Genomic DNA, 14,987 nt, shown 5'->3' on the forward strand with positions numbered 1-14,987 from the left:
CGCAGACCGAATGGACCAGCTGACCATGGCCACGCAAGGAGCACCGCAGGCGCCGCTCCTCCGGGACGTCATCGACATCAAGACGACGATCTCCACCTCCGACTACGTCCTCAAGCTCGCCGAGGCCGTGACCGAGGAGGGCGCCGCGCAGGCGGTGCGGGACTACGTCCTCACCGAGCGGCTGCTGGACAACTTCGACGAGGCGCTGAGCCTGATCAGGGCCGCGCTGGACGGCCGCACCTCGAAGGCCGCGTACCTGCACGGCTCGTTCGGTTCCGGTAAGTCGCACTTCATGGCCGTGCTGCACGCCTTGCTGCGTGGTGACACGGCAGTCCGCGGTCGGCAGGACTTCGATCCCGTCCTCGCCAGGCACGAGTGGCTGGGCACGGAGAACAAGCGTTTTCTGCTGGTGCCGTACCACATGCTGGGTGCCAAGTCGCTGGAGCAGCGGGTGCTCGGCGATTACGTGCGGCATGTGAAGGCGCTGCACCCGGACGCGCCGACGCCGCAGGTGTACCGTACGGACGCGCTGTTCCAGGACATCCGGGCGTTGCGGGACCGGGTGGGCGACGAGCAGTTCATCGAGGGGCTGGGCGGGTCGGACGGCGAGGACGAGTGGGGCGACTCGTTCGCGTGGACACCGGAACTGCTGGACACCGCCCTGGCGGCGGAGGAGCTGGACGGCAGCGAGACCGAGCTGAACCTGCTGAATCCGGTCACACCGGCGGAGCTGCGGGCCAAGCTGGTGCAGGAGGCGAGCGCGACCTGGTTCCCCGGGTTCACCCGGAACGCGGCGGAGGACGAACACGGGTTCATCTCACTCGACGCCGGTCTCGCGGTGATCGCCGAGCATACGAGGTCACTCGGCTACGACGCGCTGATCCTGTTCATGGACGAGCTGATCCTGTGGCTCGCCAACCGCATCCACGACCAGCGGTTCGTGTCCCGCGAGGCCGACAAGATCACGAATTTCGTCGAGGGCGCGGACTCCCGGCGCGCGGTGCCCGTGGTGTCGTTTATCGCCAGGCAGCGCGACCTGCGGGAGCTGGTCGGTGAGGAGACCTCGGGGGCGGCCGAGACGGCCATCCAGGACAGCCTGAACCTGGCGTCCGGCCGGTTCGACAAGATCACGCTTGAGGACCGCAATCTGCCGCAGGTCGCGCACGCGCGCCTGCTGCGTCCCAAGGACGCCGGGGCGGCGGCGCAGCTCGAGGCCGCGTTCACCCGGATCAAAAGGGCAGGGCCGCACGTATGGGACGTGCTGCTCGGGTCCGACACGGGAACGACCGGAGCGGACGAGGACGCGTTCCGGCTGACGTACCCGTTCTCCCCCGCCTTCATGGACACTCTCGTCCACATCTCCTCCGCGCTCCAGCGGTCGCGGACCGGCCTGAAGCTCATGGGCCAGCTGCTGGCGAAGCACCGCGACGACGCCAGGCTGGACCAGGTGATCCCGCTGGGCGACCTGTATCCGGTGATCGCGGACGGCGGCGACCGCCCGTTCGTCGACAGTCTGAAGGTCGAGTTCCAGGCCGCGGACAAGCTGTACCGCACGAAGTTGCGTCCCCACCTGCTGGCCACCTATGAGGTGACCGAGGAGGACATCGAACGGTTCCGCCACCGGCAGTCCCCCGGCGATGACCAGGCGCTGCGACGCCGCTGCGAGGGGTTCATCGGCGACGACCGGCTGATCTGCACGCTGCTGCTGTCCGCGTTGGCGCCGAGTGTTCCCGCGCTGCGGGACCTGACCAACCGGCGGCTGAGCGCGCTGAACCACGGCGCGGTGCTGACCCCGATCCCCGGTGCCGAGGCCGGCGTCATCAAGGCCAAGGTCGAGGACTGGGCGGCACGGTTCCCGGAAATCAAGCCGACCGGCACCGACGTCAACCCGGGCGTACGACTGGAACTCGCCGGTGTCGATGTCGACTCGGTCATCGCCAACGCCAACGTGAACAACAGCCGCGCGAACCGGCGGTCCCTCGCCAAACGGCTCCTCGCGCAGGAGCTGGGCGTCGAGCTGATGGACCGGCTCTCCGCCGACGAGCTGCGGCACGTGTGGCGCGGCACCCACCGCAGCGCGGAAGTCGTCTTCGGCGAGATCGCCAACCCGGACGACCTGGCCGACCACGAGTTCTCCCCGAGCCAGGAGGGCCAGTGGCGGCTGCTGATCGGGCTGCCTTACCGGGAGGGCGAGTTCGGCTTCGCCGAGGACGGGCACCGGGTGCGCGGCTTCAGGGAGCGTGCCAGCGAACGGCCGAGGACGGTCGCGTGGATTCCGGCCCAGTTGTCCGCCGCACGCTTCCAGGACTTCCAGCGGCTCGTCGTCATCGACTACGCCCTCGCCGACCAGCGCCGTTTCGACACGGTGTACGCCCAGCACCTGAACGCGGACAACCGGGCACGCGCCCGGGCCTTGCTCGAGGGGCAGCGCGAGTCACTGATCCGCAAGGTGAAATCCGCGTTCCGGCAGGCGTACGGCTGCGCCGAGAAGAAGCCGAGCGATGTCGAGGTCGGGATCGAGCAGCACTTCGAGCCACTGCCCGAGGTGCCCGACCTGCGCGTGTCCATCGGGCAGTCGCTGCACGACGCCGTGCGGCACATCGCGGGCAAGCTGCTGGCCTTCCAGTACCCGGCGCACCCTGATTTCGACCCGGACGGCACCGGCACGGCCTACAAGCCGGGTGACGTGCGGACTGTGTTCGGGCACATCAGGGCCGCCGCCGAATCCGGCGACCGGCAGGCGGAGATTCCCGCCAAGGACCGGGCGGCGATGCGTCGCCTGGCGGTGCCGCTGAACATCGGACAGCAGAAGGAGGCGTACTTCCGGCTCACCAGCCACTGGCCCGACCATTTCGCCCTCCAGGCCCGCAACGACGGACGGCCGGGCGACCTGAGCGTCGTCCAGCTGGCCTCCTGGCTGGACGAGCCACGCCCGATGGGACTCGACCCGCTGCTCGCCCACCTGGTCATCGCCGGCTGGGCCGAAATGGAGGACCGGGTGTGGGTGCGGGCCGGAGCCCTGCTCGACCCCTCCCCCGAGCCTGCCGCCGTGAAGCCCCAGGACGCGTTGCGGTCCCAGCCGTTGCCGGAGGAACCGGTGTGGCGGGAGGCGGGCCGCCGCTTCCAGGAGATTTTCGGTGAACAGCCGCCGGCCCTCCGACGCGGCCGGCTGGTCACCCAGTTCGCCCGGCAGATCGCGGAGAAGGCCAGGCGCTATCAGCCGCACACCGCCGATCTCGTCAAGGAGCTGGAGAAACGCGCGGCTGTCCTTGATCTGGACGGGGAGGACGAGTCGGGCCGGTTGTTCCTCGCCCGCCGGTCGCGGGACCTGCTCACCGAGTTGGCCGGCCTCGACCGAAGCACCTCCGGTGGTTCGTCCGCGGCCAAGCGTGTCATCACCGCCTTCGCCGACTTCGACCTCGGCGAGGCGTCCGCCAGCCGTTACGGCGCTTCCATCAAGCAGGCCGAGCCGGTGGCCGCCGCGCTCGCCGGCGGCGCCTGGGACATGCTCAAGCTCGCCTCCGGTTACGGACCCGAGGGCGAGGCGGTCCTGGCGGCGCTGCGCGGCGCGGCCGGCGTCGACCAGCGCACTACGGATCTCGGTGCGGCCCTGCGGGAGGCCAGGCGCGGAGTCGTCGCGGTCATCGAACGCAGCCGGGTGGTCACCGAGCCACCGCGGGCGGTTCCCGAGCCGAGACCCGCGGCGGTCACTTCCCCCGACGCCATCAGCCTGGCCACCGACACGGCTCGCCCCCCGGTGTCGACCCGGCACCCGATTCCGGGCGGCTCGGCGCGACGCTCCGGCGGAGGACGGACCACCGCGGCCCGTGCGGTCGCGGAACTTCGCGCCGAACTGGCCGCCCTCGCCGCTGCCGAGCCGGACGCCACCATCGAGATCAGCTGGCGGGTCGTCGAGTGAATGGTCCGGCGGGGGCGGCGGCCACCACACACGGATTGCGGCTCAACAACGCGACCATCACCCAGTACCTGGCATCGCGGTCAGGACTGGTGCCCGGCAAACGACGTGTCGTGCTGCTGCGAGCGGAGCCCGTCTGGGACGGCCCCAAGGACCTGCCCTGGGGCGATGGACGGTTCGCCTCCGTGGCCGCCGCGCCGTCGCCACTCGCCGTGCATGAACTCGTGCTCGCGCATTTGGGGAGGGGGGGCCGGGGGCCGGATGTCCTGGTGGTCCTCACCGACCGCGAGGACGCCGAACTCGGCCCCGATCTGCTGGCCAAGGTCTACAAGCAGCGGGTCAACACGGTCGACACCTGGAATGTGGTGCGGGAGGCGTTCGGTGCCCAGGGCGTCGACCACTGGCTGGTCGAAGAGCACTGGGCCGCCGAGGCGCTGCTCGACGCCGCGCCACCGGGGGGCTGGCCCGCGCTGTCAGGCGAGCAGACGCTCTCACGCCGCGAGGCGCTGAGCGCGCTGGCCCTCCGCAGGCTCGGCATGGGCCGTTACCAGCCGGAGCGGGCCGCCGCGGCTCCCGGGCGGCCACACGCCGACGAACTGGACTCGCACACGCTGCTGCGCTGGTCCCTCACGCCCGGCGGCCCCGAACGTCTGCTGGCACTACGGGCTCCCGAACGCGCCGGTCTGACCCGGTTCCTCGGAGAGGAGGCCGGCCTGGCGGGGCAGGCACTACTCGCTCTGGTCCACGCGGAGCACGGCCAGGACGCGGTGGCATTCGGGCTGGTGTGCGCCGCCCTGTGGTGCCACGCCGAGGAGGCGTCCGATGCCGGTATCAGCCGGGTACGGGGGCGCGCCGAACGCTGGTTCGGGGACGAACCGCCGGTCGCGGGAGGACAGCTCGACGCGCTCGCGACTGCCTTCGGCCGGTCGTGCGAGGAGTTTTTCAACGGCCAGTTGCTCACGGGCCGGTCCGCCGCGGACGATGCGGACGCAGCCATCCGCCGGCTGACCACGGGCGTGCTCGGCCGGGCGTCCTCGTTCGTCCGGCAGTTCGGTGCGGAGACGGCGGCTCGGTACAGCCCGGTGCTGCTCGAAGGTCTCGAAGCGCGCTTCTCCGCTCTGGGCGCGGCGTTGCTCGACAACGACCAGGTACGGGCCGACGCATCGGTGCGGGAGCTGAACGCGCACGCGCTCAGCACGCAGCATGACATTCGGCCGCGGGTCCGGCGGGCGCACATGGCCCGGCGTCTGTCCCGGTGGCTGGCCATGGAGCCCGAGGCCGGCTGCCGTTCGGTCGCCGATGGCATCGGGCGGCACATCGCCGAGACCGGCTGGGTGGACCTCGCCCTCGAACACGTCGAATCCGCCGGTGACTCCGATCCGGCACTCAGGGCGGCGTACGACAGGGTGTGCGCCTCCGTGCGGCGGCATCGCCGCGCCATCGACGAGCGGTTCGCCGGCACCCTCGCGACGTGGACAGCGAGCGGCGGTTCTTCCGGCGCCATGCTGACCGTGGAACGTTTCCTGCCCGATGTCGTGGCTCCGCTCGTCGCCTCGGGCAGCCGCCGGCTGCTGCTGCTCGTACTGGACGGAATGAGCGCCGCGGTCGCGGCCGAACTGGGCGAAGAACTGCGCGAGCAGTGGGCCGAGTACGATCCGTGGCCGAAGGCCCGGGACCTGCCGCGCCGTCGTGGCATGGCCGCGGCCCTGCCAACGGTCACCGCCGTATCCCGCACATCGCTGTTCGCGGGCCGGCTGGCGTCCGGTGGTCAGGCCGACGAAAAGCGCGACTTCCCCGCACACGCGTTCTGGAATGGCCAGGACGCGGCCGTTTTCCACAAGAGCGACCTACGCGCCGACTCCGGAGGAGCGCCGTTCGGCCCGGAGCTGGCCGAGGCGCTGGCTGGGGACCACACGCATGTCGCCGTCGTCCTCAACACGATCGACGACCGACTGGCCACGGAAGACCGGGCAGTCGACGGTGCCTGGCGGGTCGGCGACATAGGGAAACTTCCCGAGTTGCTGCGAGCAGCCGCCACGCACGGCCGCGCGGTTCTCCTCACCAGTGACCACGGGCATGTCGTCGACCGGAACAGCGGCCGGGTCGACACCGAACGTGCCCTTTCGGCACGCCATCGCCTCCCGGACGGCTCCACCTCCGCGTCCGAGGTCCGGCTCACGGGCCCCCGGGTGGTCACATCCGACCCCGGCGGGGACATCGTCGCGCTCTGGGACACGGACGCCCGTTACGGCGAACGGCGGGCCGGCTATCACGGCGGCGCGGCCCTCGCCGAGGTGGCCATTCCGGTGCTGGCGTTCCTGCCACTGGGAGCGCAACCCCCGGCGGGGTGGCGGGAGCTGGGCAGTCAGCAACCCGCCTGGTGGCGGCTGGACGGGTCCGCCTCCCCGCAGCCGACGCAGCCCGACCGAAGCGTCTCGGAGGTGGTCCAGGCGCGCCGCAGGTCGTCGAGGGGCAGGCGCGCCAGGGGCACGTCGGCTGTCGCGCGGAGCCACGATTCGCTGTTCGACATGACGCTCGCCCCGGCCCACGACGGCGCCCTCCTCACGCCGACGCCAGTCGATCCGCACGCGGCGCTCGCCGCCGCTCTGCTGACCTCCGATGTCCTCGGGCAGCAACGCGAGATGATCGCCCGGGCGCCGTCGCCGCACCAGGTGGAGCGAGCCGTGCACGCGTTGCTGGACGCGGGCGGCACCCTGCCTGTGACCGCCCTCGCCCAGCGCGTGGGACTGCCTCCCACCCGGGCCGACGGTTTCGCCGCCAAGCTACGGCAGGTGCTGAACCGGGACAGCGTGCAGGTGCTTGAGCCGTTGCCGGACGGCCGCACGGTGCGGCTGCACGCCGCCCTGCTCCGGGAGCAGTTCGAGCTGGACTGAGCGCGCTCAGGGAGACAACTGCCGCAGCAGTCCGACGAACTGGCGGAGCTCGTCGTTCAGCTGCTGCGACAGCGGTTCCGGGTCGAAGTGCGCGATCTTGTTGCGGATGCGGCGCACCCGGTCCAGCTGGTGCACGAACTGGATGCGGTCGACGCCGCCCCAGCCCAGTGCGGCCCAGTTCTGGTCGGCCGCGGCCCGCAGGCTCGTGCTCTTCTGATCGCCGTCGAGCAACTTCACATAGCCACCGAACATGAGATCCGCGATCTGGCCTGTCGGCTGTCCGGCGCCTTTCTCCTGCACGGCCCGGATGGCGTCCGCGCTGAGCTTCGTGCCCAGGCACTTGCGCAACCGGTACTCGATCTCACCGATGACGAAGAAGGGCCAAGCCGTCGCGTCGAACCGTTCGGTGATGTCCGCAGCAGTGACGATGCCGGTGAAACGGCCGCCATCGGTGCCCCGGACGAGCAGGTAGCCGTGCGCGCTGACCTGCGGCAGCTGGGAGAAGAACTCCTGGTGACTCTCAGCCACCGGCGGGTCGGGCACCCACGCGTTGGCCAGCAGCGGGGCCTGGCCCGTCTCGTACATGCGCGCTACAGAACTCCAGGTGACGACGCCCCGCAAGGTGGACTGTCCCTCGATGACCGGCAGTTGCGAGTAGTTCTTCATGCGCATCAGATACGTGGCCTGGGTGAGCGATGCCGTCGGCGGCACGGATTCGACACCGCCACGCGCGGCCGGCAGATCGCCGATACGGAACGAGTGCTGCGGCAGGGCCCCGGCTGCCAGGCCGTCGTCGAGGTCGTCCGGCTCCTCCGGCGCCGCCGCACCGACCGAGGTGAGGGCGACGATATGGACATCCGTCTGTTTGTTGCAGTTCGCGAAATCCGGCAGTGTCGACAAACCGGCGTCCCGCAGGCATTGCGTGATGATCAGGACGCTCTGGTCGTTCCTGACCCGAGTGCCGAAGAGCGCGAGCAGCTCCGCGACCGTGATCCTGGTGCCCTTGAGGGCCAGCAACGTCTCCTCGTCGGGTGTCTGCGCCACGACCGTGTCACCAGCCCGTGGTGTCACGGAACACGGTCCGCTTGCCCATCGCGGCCATGACCAGTTCCAGAAGTTGCTTGGCCCGGTTCTCGTAAAACCGCTCGAAGTCGTTCTCGTGGAGCGTCGCCGGATCGATCAGGTGCGTGCCGATGACATCGTCGTACCATTCGGATCGCATGCCGGACTCCAGGGCGAGCGAACGGACGTAGGCGCCGGGCGAGCCGTTCATGCTCCGAGCCGCGCGGGCGGACAGAGGGGTCTTGTTGACGATCGAATTGGCACGGGTCGAGGTAATGCCGTTCCTTGAGGTCCAGCCCTTCGGGAAGATGTGCCGCACGTCCACGTTGTGCTCGACCAGTCGTCCCGGATTGAGCGGGGCGTCCGTGAAGTACCAGTCCACCGCGCCCTGCTTGATCAGCAACGCGTAGATGCCCTTGTAGGCCGCGCTGTTACGGGTGGCGAGGGTGTCCAGCCGGTCGGAGAGGAAGGCCGCCTCCGTGATCGTGTCGGGAGGCGTTGCCTCCGGCCTGCGCACCCAGTCGATCAGCTGTTCCACATCCCGCGTGAAGCGGCTCTCTGTGGACCCGCCATACATCTCGCCCAGCACGCCGCACCAGTACCACTGGGTGATCCGCTCCTCGGCGCCCGGCGCGTCCGTCCGCTCGCCGATCAACGCCCGTACGGCGGCCAGCGGGACGAGTTGTGTGCGGTACGGCAGGTCGGTCGTGCGGACGATGCACTGCTTCTCCAGAAAGGCGCCCACCCACATGAACGCTTCCGTCACACGAGGGGCCAGCCGCCGGAAATCGGCCAGCGGCAGATCGAGCAGGTCGCGGCGCTTGCACGACACGGCCATGCCCAGACCTTCCTGCTTCCGCTCCCACGTACGGACCAGGGCTACCGCCTGAAGAAAGTCGCTGCTGCTGAGCCCGTCCTCCACACCGGCCTCGATGCGGCCGAAGACGGGGTGGAAGCCCGTCAGTTCCTGCTTGATGCCTTTCCAGGCGTCGGGCAGCCGGTAGTAGTCGCCGTGCTCCGCCACATGCTGCTGATCGCCCGCGTAAGTGGCGGTCAGCAGCTCGAACACGTTCAGGGGCACCCCGCCGGTGTTGACCCGTTCGAAGACGGCGCAAACCGCGTCCATCGTCGTCGACGCGTCCAGTTTGATCATGGGCACGGGGAAGGACTCCACCCGCTTGAGCACCTGGTCCTCGAATTGGGGCCACAGGTCCCAGTTGGCGTCGTCTCGCTGCACGAACGCCCGGTGCCAGGCACTCACCCGATGCGTGTCGAACACGATGTGCAGCGGGAAGTAGCCGGCGGCGCACTCCAGCTCCGTCGTACTCAGGTCCAGGACCACGTCCCTCGCGAAGTTCGAGGTCAGGACCCGGTTCTCCGGCACCGAGACGATCGCCTCGTCCCGGTCGGCCGGCGAGCCGACCGCCCTGGCGATATCGACGTAGTACCAGCGCTTCATGCTTTTGCCCCGAGCGTCCCTCGTGCTCACCGGCTCGTCGCGATGCAAGCACTGGAACAGCGAGGTGAGCCGCTGCTGCCCATCCAGGAGCAGAAGATCCGGCACCCGGTTCTCCACCGCCTCGGCGCCATTGAGCGGGCGTGCCTTGAACGGGGGCGTGCCTCCTGTCTGCAACGCCATCACCACGCCCAACGGGTAGTCCAGCGTCACGGTGGCGATGAGCGCCTTGATGCGCTCGTCGTCCCATACCCAGTCGCGCTGGAAGTCGGGAAGCTGTAGGACGCCCGAGGCGACATCGCCCAGCACGTCGCCCAGTTTCTGCGTGTCGATTCCCACGTCGCGTAATCCCCCACCAAGAGCCGAAGTTGGTGTAACGGACGATTGCAGCAAGCAAACGCCTATGCGTCAAGTCACTTGGTGAGTGCCCTGCGTCGCCGGGTGACCGGCGCCGGATGCGAGACTGTCCGCGTGAGGACAGACCGCTCTGGCATGACCGATGCCGTCAGCGCCGCGCGCCGTCGTGATGTGATCGATGCCCTGCGTCGCGGAGCCGTTCCGGAGACGGGCCTGGATCTGCTCGCCACCGGCCTCGACCGCTTCCAGGGCGCGCTCGACGCCGAACTGGACGCGGTGGCTCGCGGCGCGGCGGTCTTCAAAGCGGTCCGGGGGGAATACGGCTCCGGGAAAACCTTCTTCACCCGCTGGCTCGGAGAACGTGCCAAGCGGCGGAACTTCGCCGTGGCTGAGATCCAGGTGTCCGAGACGGAGACGCCACTGCACAAGCTGGAGACGGTGTACCGCCGCCTCACCGAACGGCTCACCACGTCCGGCTTCCCACCCAGCGCGCTGCGTCCCGTGGTGGATGCCTGGTTCTACGCCCTGGAGGAGGACTCGCTGGCCGCCGGCGTCGCGGAACAGGACCTCGCGCCCGAGGTGGAACGGCTGATGGCGGCACGGCTCACCGAGGTCTCACGGCACGCGCCGGCGTTCGCGACCGCGCTCAGGGGCTACCGTGCGGCCCTGGCCGCGGGGGACGACGCCACGGCAGCCGCGGTGCTGGCCTGGCTCGGCGGCCAGCCACACGTACCCGCCGCCGCGCGCCGCGCCGCCGGCGTCCGGGGAGACCTCGATCACTTCGGTGCCCTCGGATTCCTTCAGGGTCTCCTCACCGTACTGCGCGACTCGGGCCACGCGGGGCTGCTCGTCGTGCTCGACGAGGTGGAGACCTTGCAGCGCGTCCGCTCGGACGCCAGGGACAAAGCCCTGAACGCGCTGCGGCAACTGATCGACGAGGTGCACTCCGGGCGTTTCCCCGGCTTGTACGTACTCATCACCGGAACGCCCGCCTTCTTCGATGGCAGGCAGGGGGTCCAGCGGCTCGCTCCACTCGCCCAGCGGCTGGCGACCGACTTCACCACCGACCCCCGCTTCGACAACCCCCGCGCGGTGCAGCTGCGGCTGCCCGGCTTCGATCTGGCCTCCCTCGCCGGACTCGGGGAGCGCATGCGGGATCTGTACGTGACGGGGGCGTCGGCTCCCGAACGTGTCAGGACGCTGGCCGATGACGCCTACCTCCACGAACTTGCCCAGGCCGTCGGCGGAGCGCTGGGCGGAAAGGTCGGGGTGGCGCCGCGGCTGTACCTCAAGAAGCTGGTCGGCGATGTGCTGGACCGCATCGACCAGTTCGAGGATTTCGACCCCAGGAGGCACTACGCGCTCACCGTGCGGACGGATGAGCTGAGCCAGGTGGAACGCAATGCCGCGGCGGGGGCTCGCGCCGACGACATCGAGCTTGACCCGGACCTGCCGTGACCACCGGTCCGGACCCGGTCGATCTGCTGCATCCCGGGCTGATCCACCATCTCGTCAACTCACTGGGCTGGCGAGGTCTCCGCCCTCTGCAACAGGAAGCCGTCGACCCGCTCCTCAAGGGCGCCGATGCCCTCCTGCTGGCACCCACGGCCGGCGGTAAGACAGAAGCCGCGTGCTTCCCGCTGCTGTCGAGAATGGCGCGGGAACAGTGGGCCGGGACATCGGTCCTGTACGTCTGTCCGCTGAAGGCACTGCTGAACAACCTGCTGCCGCGGGTGGAGACCTACGCGGCCTGGCTGGGGCGCACGGCCGCGCTCTGGCACGGCGACGTGCCGCAGTCGCGACGCGCCCGCATCCTCACGGAGCGCCCCGATGTCCTGCTGACCACGCCGGAGTCTCTGGAAGCGATGCTGGTCAGTACCAAGGTCGAGCATCGTTCCTTCTTCTCCGGTCTACGGGCCATCGTGGTGGACGAGGTGCACGCGTTCGCCGGCGACGATCGTGGCTGGCACCTCCTGGCGGTACTGGAGCGTCTGTCCCGCGTCGCAGGACGCCCGGTACAGCGTGTCGGCCTGTCGGCGACAGTCGGAAACCCTGACCGGCTCCTGGCCTGGCTTCAGGGGCCGGGCGCCGGACAGCGCGACGCGGTCGTCGTCGCGCCGCACGCTCGCCACACGACACGCCCGGTCGGGCCGCCCGACGCGGACGTCGAACTGGATTACGTCGGCTCTCTCGCGAACGCGTCCGCCATCATCGCCGCCCTGCATCGCGGCGAGAAGCGCCTGGTCTTCTGCGAGTCGCGGAAAGAGGTCGAGGAGCTGGGGACGGCGCTCCAGGCCCGAGGGGTGACCACGTTCCTGTCCCACGCCTCGCTGGCCGCCGCGGAGCGGCGGCGGGCGGAAGAGGCGTTCGCCGAGGCCAGGGACTGCGTGATCGTGTCCACCAGCACCCTCGAACTCGGCATCGACGTGGGCGATCTGGACCGTGTCATCCAGATCGATGCCCCGGTGACCGTCGCGTCGTTTCTGCAACGTCTGGGGCGCACCGGACGCCGTCCCGGAAGCGGTCGCAACTGCCTGTTCCTGGCCACAGCCCCGGACGGTCTGCTGGCGGCTGCCGCTCTGCTGCTGCTCTGGTCACGCCACTGGGTCGAGCCGGTGACGGCACCACCGGAGCCTCGGCACATCGTCGCGCAGCAACTCCTGGCGCTGTGCCTCCAGGAGAAGCGGGTCGGCACGCGGGAGTGGTACGCCTGGTGGGGAGAATTCGGCCCGTTCGGACGCGCTGCCGCTCCGGTCGTGCGTCATTTGCTCGAAGCCGGCTTTCTCAGCGAGGACGACGGCATGCTGTTCATCGGCCCGGAAGCCGAGCAGCGTTTCGGATTCCGCCACTTCATGGACCTTACCGCCGTTTTCACGGCAGCACCGGAATTCACCGTGCTGTCCGGCCGGACGGAGATCGGCAGAACCGACCCGTCTCTGCTGACGGAACGGGTCCCAGGGCCCCGCAGACTGTTGCTTGCCGGGCGGAGCTGGCAGGTCACCTACATCGACTGGTCGCGTCGCCGCTGTTTCGTGGAACCGGTGGACTCGGGGGGGCGTGCCCGCTGGTCATCCGGCCAGGCCGCACGGGGCATGTCCTACGCGCTGACCAGGGCCGCACGTGAGGTAGCCCTCGGAAGGCAACCTCCCGTCGTCCTCACCCGGCGCGCGGGAAACGCGCTGAAGCAGCTACGAGAGGAACTCTCCGACCTGGTCGTCCCGGACGGCACGGTCGTGACGAGAGGTGGCCGGGACACCAATGTCCGATGGTGGACATGGGCCGGTTACCGGGCCAACGCCACGCTCGCCGCGACGCTGCATACCGTCGCGGATCCACTTCAACGTCCGACCGACGCCTACATTCGGCTACGTGAGGATCTTTCCCCCGGGGAATGGGGCGAAGCCGTCCGTGAGCACTCACGGCACCTCGCTCTGCCCGCCGTGGATCCACGTGCGGTGGCCGGTCTCAAGTTCAATGCCGCCCTGCCCCGGCGTCTCGCCGAGCTGACGCTCGCCAACCGGCTCGCCGATCTCGAAGGGGCGGCGTCCGTCCTCCGTGAGCCGGCCACGTTTCTCCAGCGCGGCTGAGTGACCGGGCCCTCCCCCCGGCCACCGGCGCGGACCACGCGCGCCCCGGGGCGGCGAAGGCGGGCGGGGCGCCCATGGGAAGGGCCCGCGACGGACGCCGGGCGGCGCCCCGGGTCAGTGCAGTGACCTGGCCTTGAACGCCGCCTTGCGCGCTTGCTTCGCGAGCTGCTTGTCGGGGTGCAGCCGGCCGACCGCTTCGAGCACGTCCGCCGTCGCCGGGTGGCCGGTGCGCCAGGCCCGGTCGAAGAACCCGCTGTGCTGCCCGACGAGGTCCCCGACCAGCCCGCTCAGCTCGTCGGCCTCCTCCTCCGCGACGCCGTCGCCGAGTTGCGCGGCCAGCGTGTCGATGGTCAGCCAGAAGACCATCGTCTCGTCCGGCGGCGGCACGTCGGCCGCGCCGCTGTCGGCCAGCCAGACCCGCGCCAGGCCGCCGAGTTCGCCGTCGTCCAGCACCTCGCGGAGCGCGGGCTCGGCCCGCCCGTCCAGCATCGAGAGCACCAGCTGGCAGCCGAGGCGGCGCCCCGGGCCGCCGGAGTCGGTTCCGCGTGCCGCGGCGAGCAGCGAACGCGCCGCGTCGGCGGGTTCGCGCCGCGCGAGCCACAGTTCGGCCTCCTCGCGGGCCGCGGGCTCGGGCCGGTGGGGCAGCACGGCGAGCAGCACGGTGGCGTCGCGTTCCGCCAGCTCGCCGATGAGCGGAACGTCCAGGCCCGCGTCCAGCATCCGGCGGCGCACTCCGTAGAGGCCGAGCGGGGTGAGGCGCGCGAGCCCGTAGCGGGTCAGGTCCTCGTCGTCCTCGCCGTCCTCGTCGCCCCGCCGCTCGTCCTCGGCGAACCGGTGCCCGCCCGCGTCGCCCTCCTCGGCCTCTTCGAGCACCGAGTCGTCCACCGGCCGGTATTCGAGCAGCCCGGTCCCCGAGAGCGCGCCGAACTGGCCGTCGAGTTTGAGGACGGCGGCCGACAGCTCGTCCAGTGCCTCGGGGGACAGCTCGTCCATGTCCTCCGGCACGACGGACGCGGCGGCGACCATCGGCAGCGGCACCATGGACGCGGCCTGCCCGGCCTCGTCCGTGACCGCGAACAGATACAGGCTGCCGAGTGCCGCGTCCAGGTGCCCCGCGGCCTCTTCCTGGTCCCATTCGAGCGCGTCGGCGTCGATGGTGTCCGGGTCGATCTCGCCGTCGGCGCCGAACGAGCCGTCGAGGACGCCGATCTCCCCGAGCAGCTCCTCGAAGGTCGGGGCCGCGGCGTCGGCGAGCACGGCGTCGAGGCCGACGGACCACAGGTCGAGGATCTCCCCCGGGTCGCCCTCGGCCACCAGCTCCAGGTCGGGCCCGGGCGACGCGTTCCCGATGGCCTCGGTGTCGTCGTCGGGCGCGGCGCCGGTGATCTCCACGAGCCCGGTGTCGATGGCGAAGTGCCAGGCGTCGGCGGCGAACTCCTGGCCCCCTTCGGTGCCTTCGAGGCCCAGCTCGGAAACGGCGGACAGCAGCAGGTCGTCGGGCAGCTCGCCGCTCGCGCCCACTTCCGTGCCCGGTTCCACCCAGCGCGCCAGGCGCACCGCACGCGCGAACAGGGGGGAGGCCAGCGCCTCACGGGCCAGCTCCTCCTCGGATGGCAGCCGCACGGGCGGCATGGCGGGACGGTCGTCACCGGGGTTCACGAAGGCTCCTTGACGCGGCGGCCTGGCAGATCACCAGCCTAGATCAGCCGGCACCC

General features: G+C 70.4%; 7 protein-coding genes. 4 read left to right on the forward strand and 3 right to left on the reverse strand.

What is annotated here, in order from left to right; all coding sequences use genetic code 11:
* The first annotated feature begins 10 nt into the window (after positions 1–10).
* Positions 11–3,919 (forward strand): BREX-2 system ATPase PglY, encoded by a 3,909-nt coding sequence (gene pglY / locus LC193_RS04365; RefSeq protein ID WP_226071739.1) that lies wholly within the window; start codon positions 11–13, stop codon positions 3,917–3,919.
* A 35-nt stretch (positions 3,920–3,954) separates the two neighbouring features.
* Positions 3,955–6,810 carry a BREX-2 system phosphatase PglZ gene (pglZ, locus tag LC193_RS04370; RefSeq protein WP_226071741.1) on the forward strand — a complete coding sequence of 952 codons (2,856 nt, stop codon included), beginning with the start codon at positions 3,955–3,957 and terminating at the stop codon, positions 6,808–6,810.
* Between the two features lie 6 nt (positions 6,811–6,816).
* On the opposite strand, the gene LC193_RS04375 is transcribed toward pglZ, so the two are convergent.
* Both LC193_RS04375 and LC193_RS04380 read right to left on the reverse strand, forming a co-directional pair.
* Positions 6,817–7,854: a CBS domain-containing protein gene (locus tag LC193_RS04375; protein WP_226071743.1), complete on the reverse strand. Its 1,038-nt coding sequence runs from the start codon at positions 7,852–7,854 to the stop codon at positions 6,817–6,819.
* A gap of 7 nt (positions 7,855–7,861) precedes the next feature.
* Complete coding sequence (locus tag LC193_RS04380; protein ID WP_226071744.1) at positions 7,862–9,667, reverse strand: GmrSD restriction endonuclease domain-containing protein; 1,806 nt, start codon at positions 9,665–9,667, stop codon at positions 7,862–7,864.
* A 153-nt stretch (positions 9,668–9,820) separates the two neighbouring features.
* On the opposite strand from LC193_RS04380, the gene brxD reads away from it, so the two are divergent.
* Complete coding sequence (gene brxD, locus LC193_RS04385) at positions 9,821–11,143, forward strand: BREX system ATP-binding protein BrxD (protein ID WP_226071745.1); 1,323 nt, start codon at positions 9,821–9,823, stop codon at positions 11,141–11,143.
* A complete protein-coding gene (locus LC193_RS04390; protein WP_226071746.1) occupies positions 11,140–13,272 on the forward strand; it encodes a DEAD/DEAH box helicase in 2,133 nt (710 codons plus the stop codon). The genes brxD and LC193_RS04390 overlap by 4 nt, the downstream gene beginning before the upstream one ends.
* A gap of 114 nt (positions 13,273–13,386) precedes the next feature.
* On the opposite strand, the gene LC193_RS04395 is transcribed toward LC193_RS04390, so the two are convergent.
* The gene (locus tag LC193_RS04395) at positions 13,387–14,904 is read right to left on the reverse strand and encodes a hypothetical protein (RefSeq protein ID WP_226078477.1); all 1,518 of its coding nucleotides are present in this window, start codon (positions 14,902–14,904) and stop codon (positions 13,387–13,389) included.
* Between the last annotated feature and the right edge of the window lie 83 nt (positions 14,905–14,987).

It is taken from the genome of Streptomyces marincola (assembly GCF_020410765.1).
Lineage (GTDB): Bacteria > Actinomycetota > Actinomycetes > Streptomycetales > Streptomycetaceae > Streptomyces > Streptomyces marincola.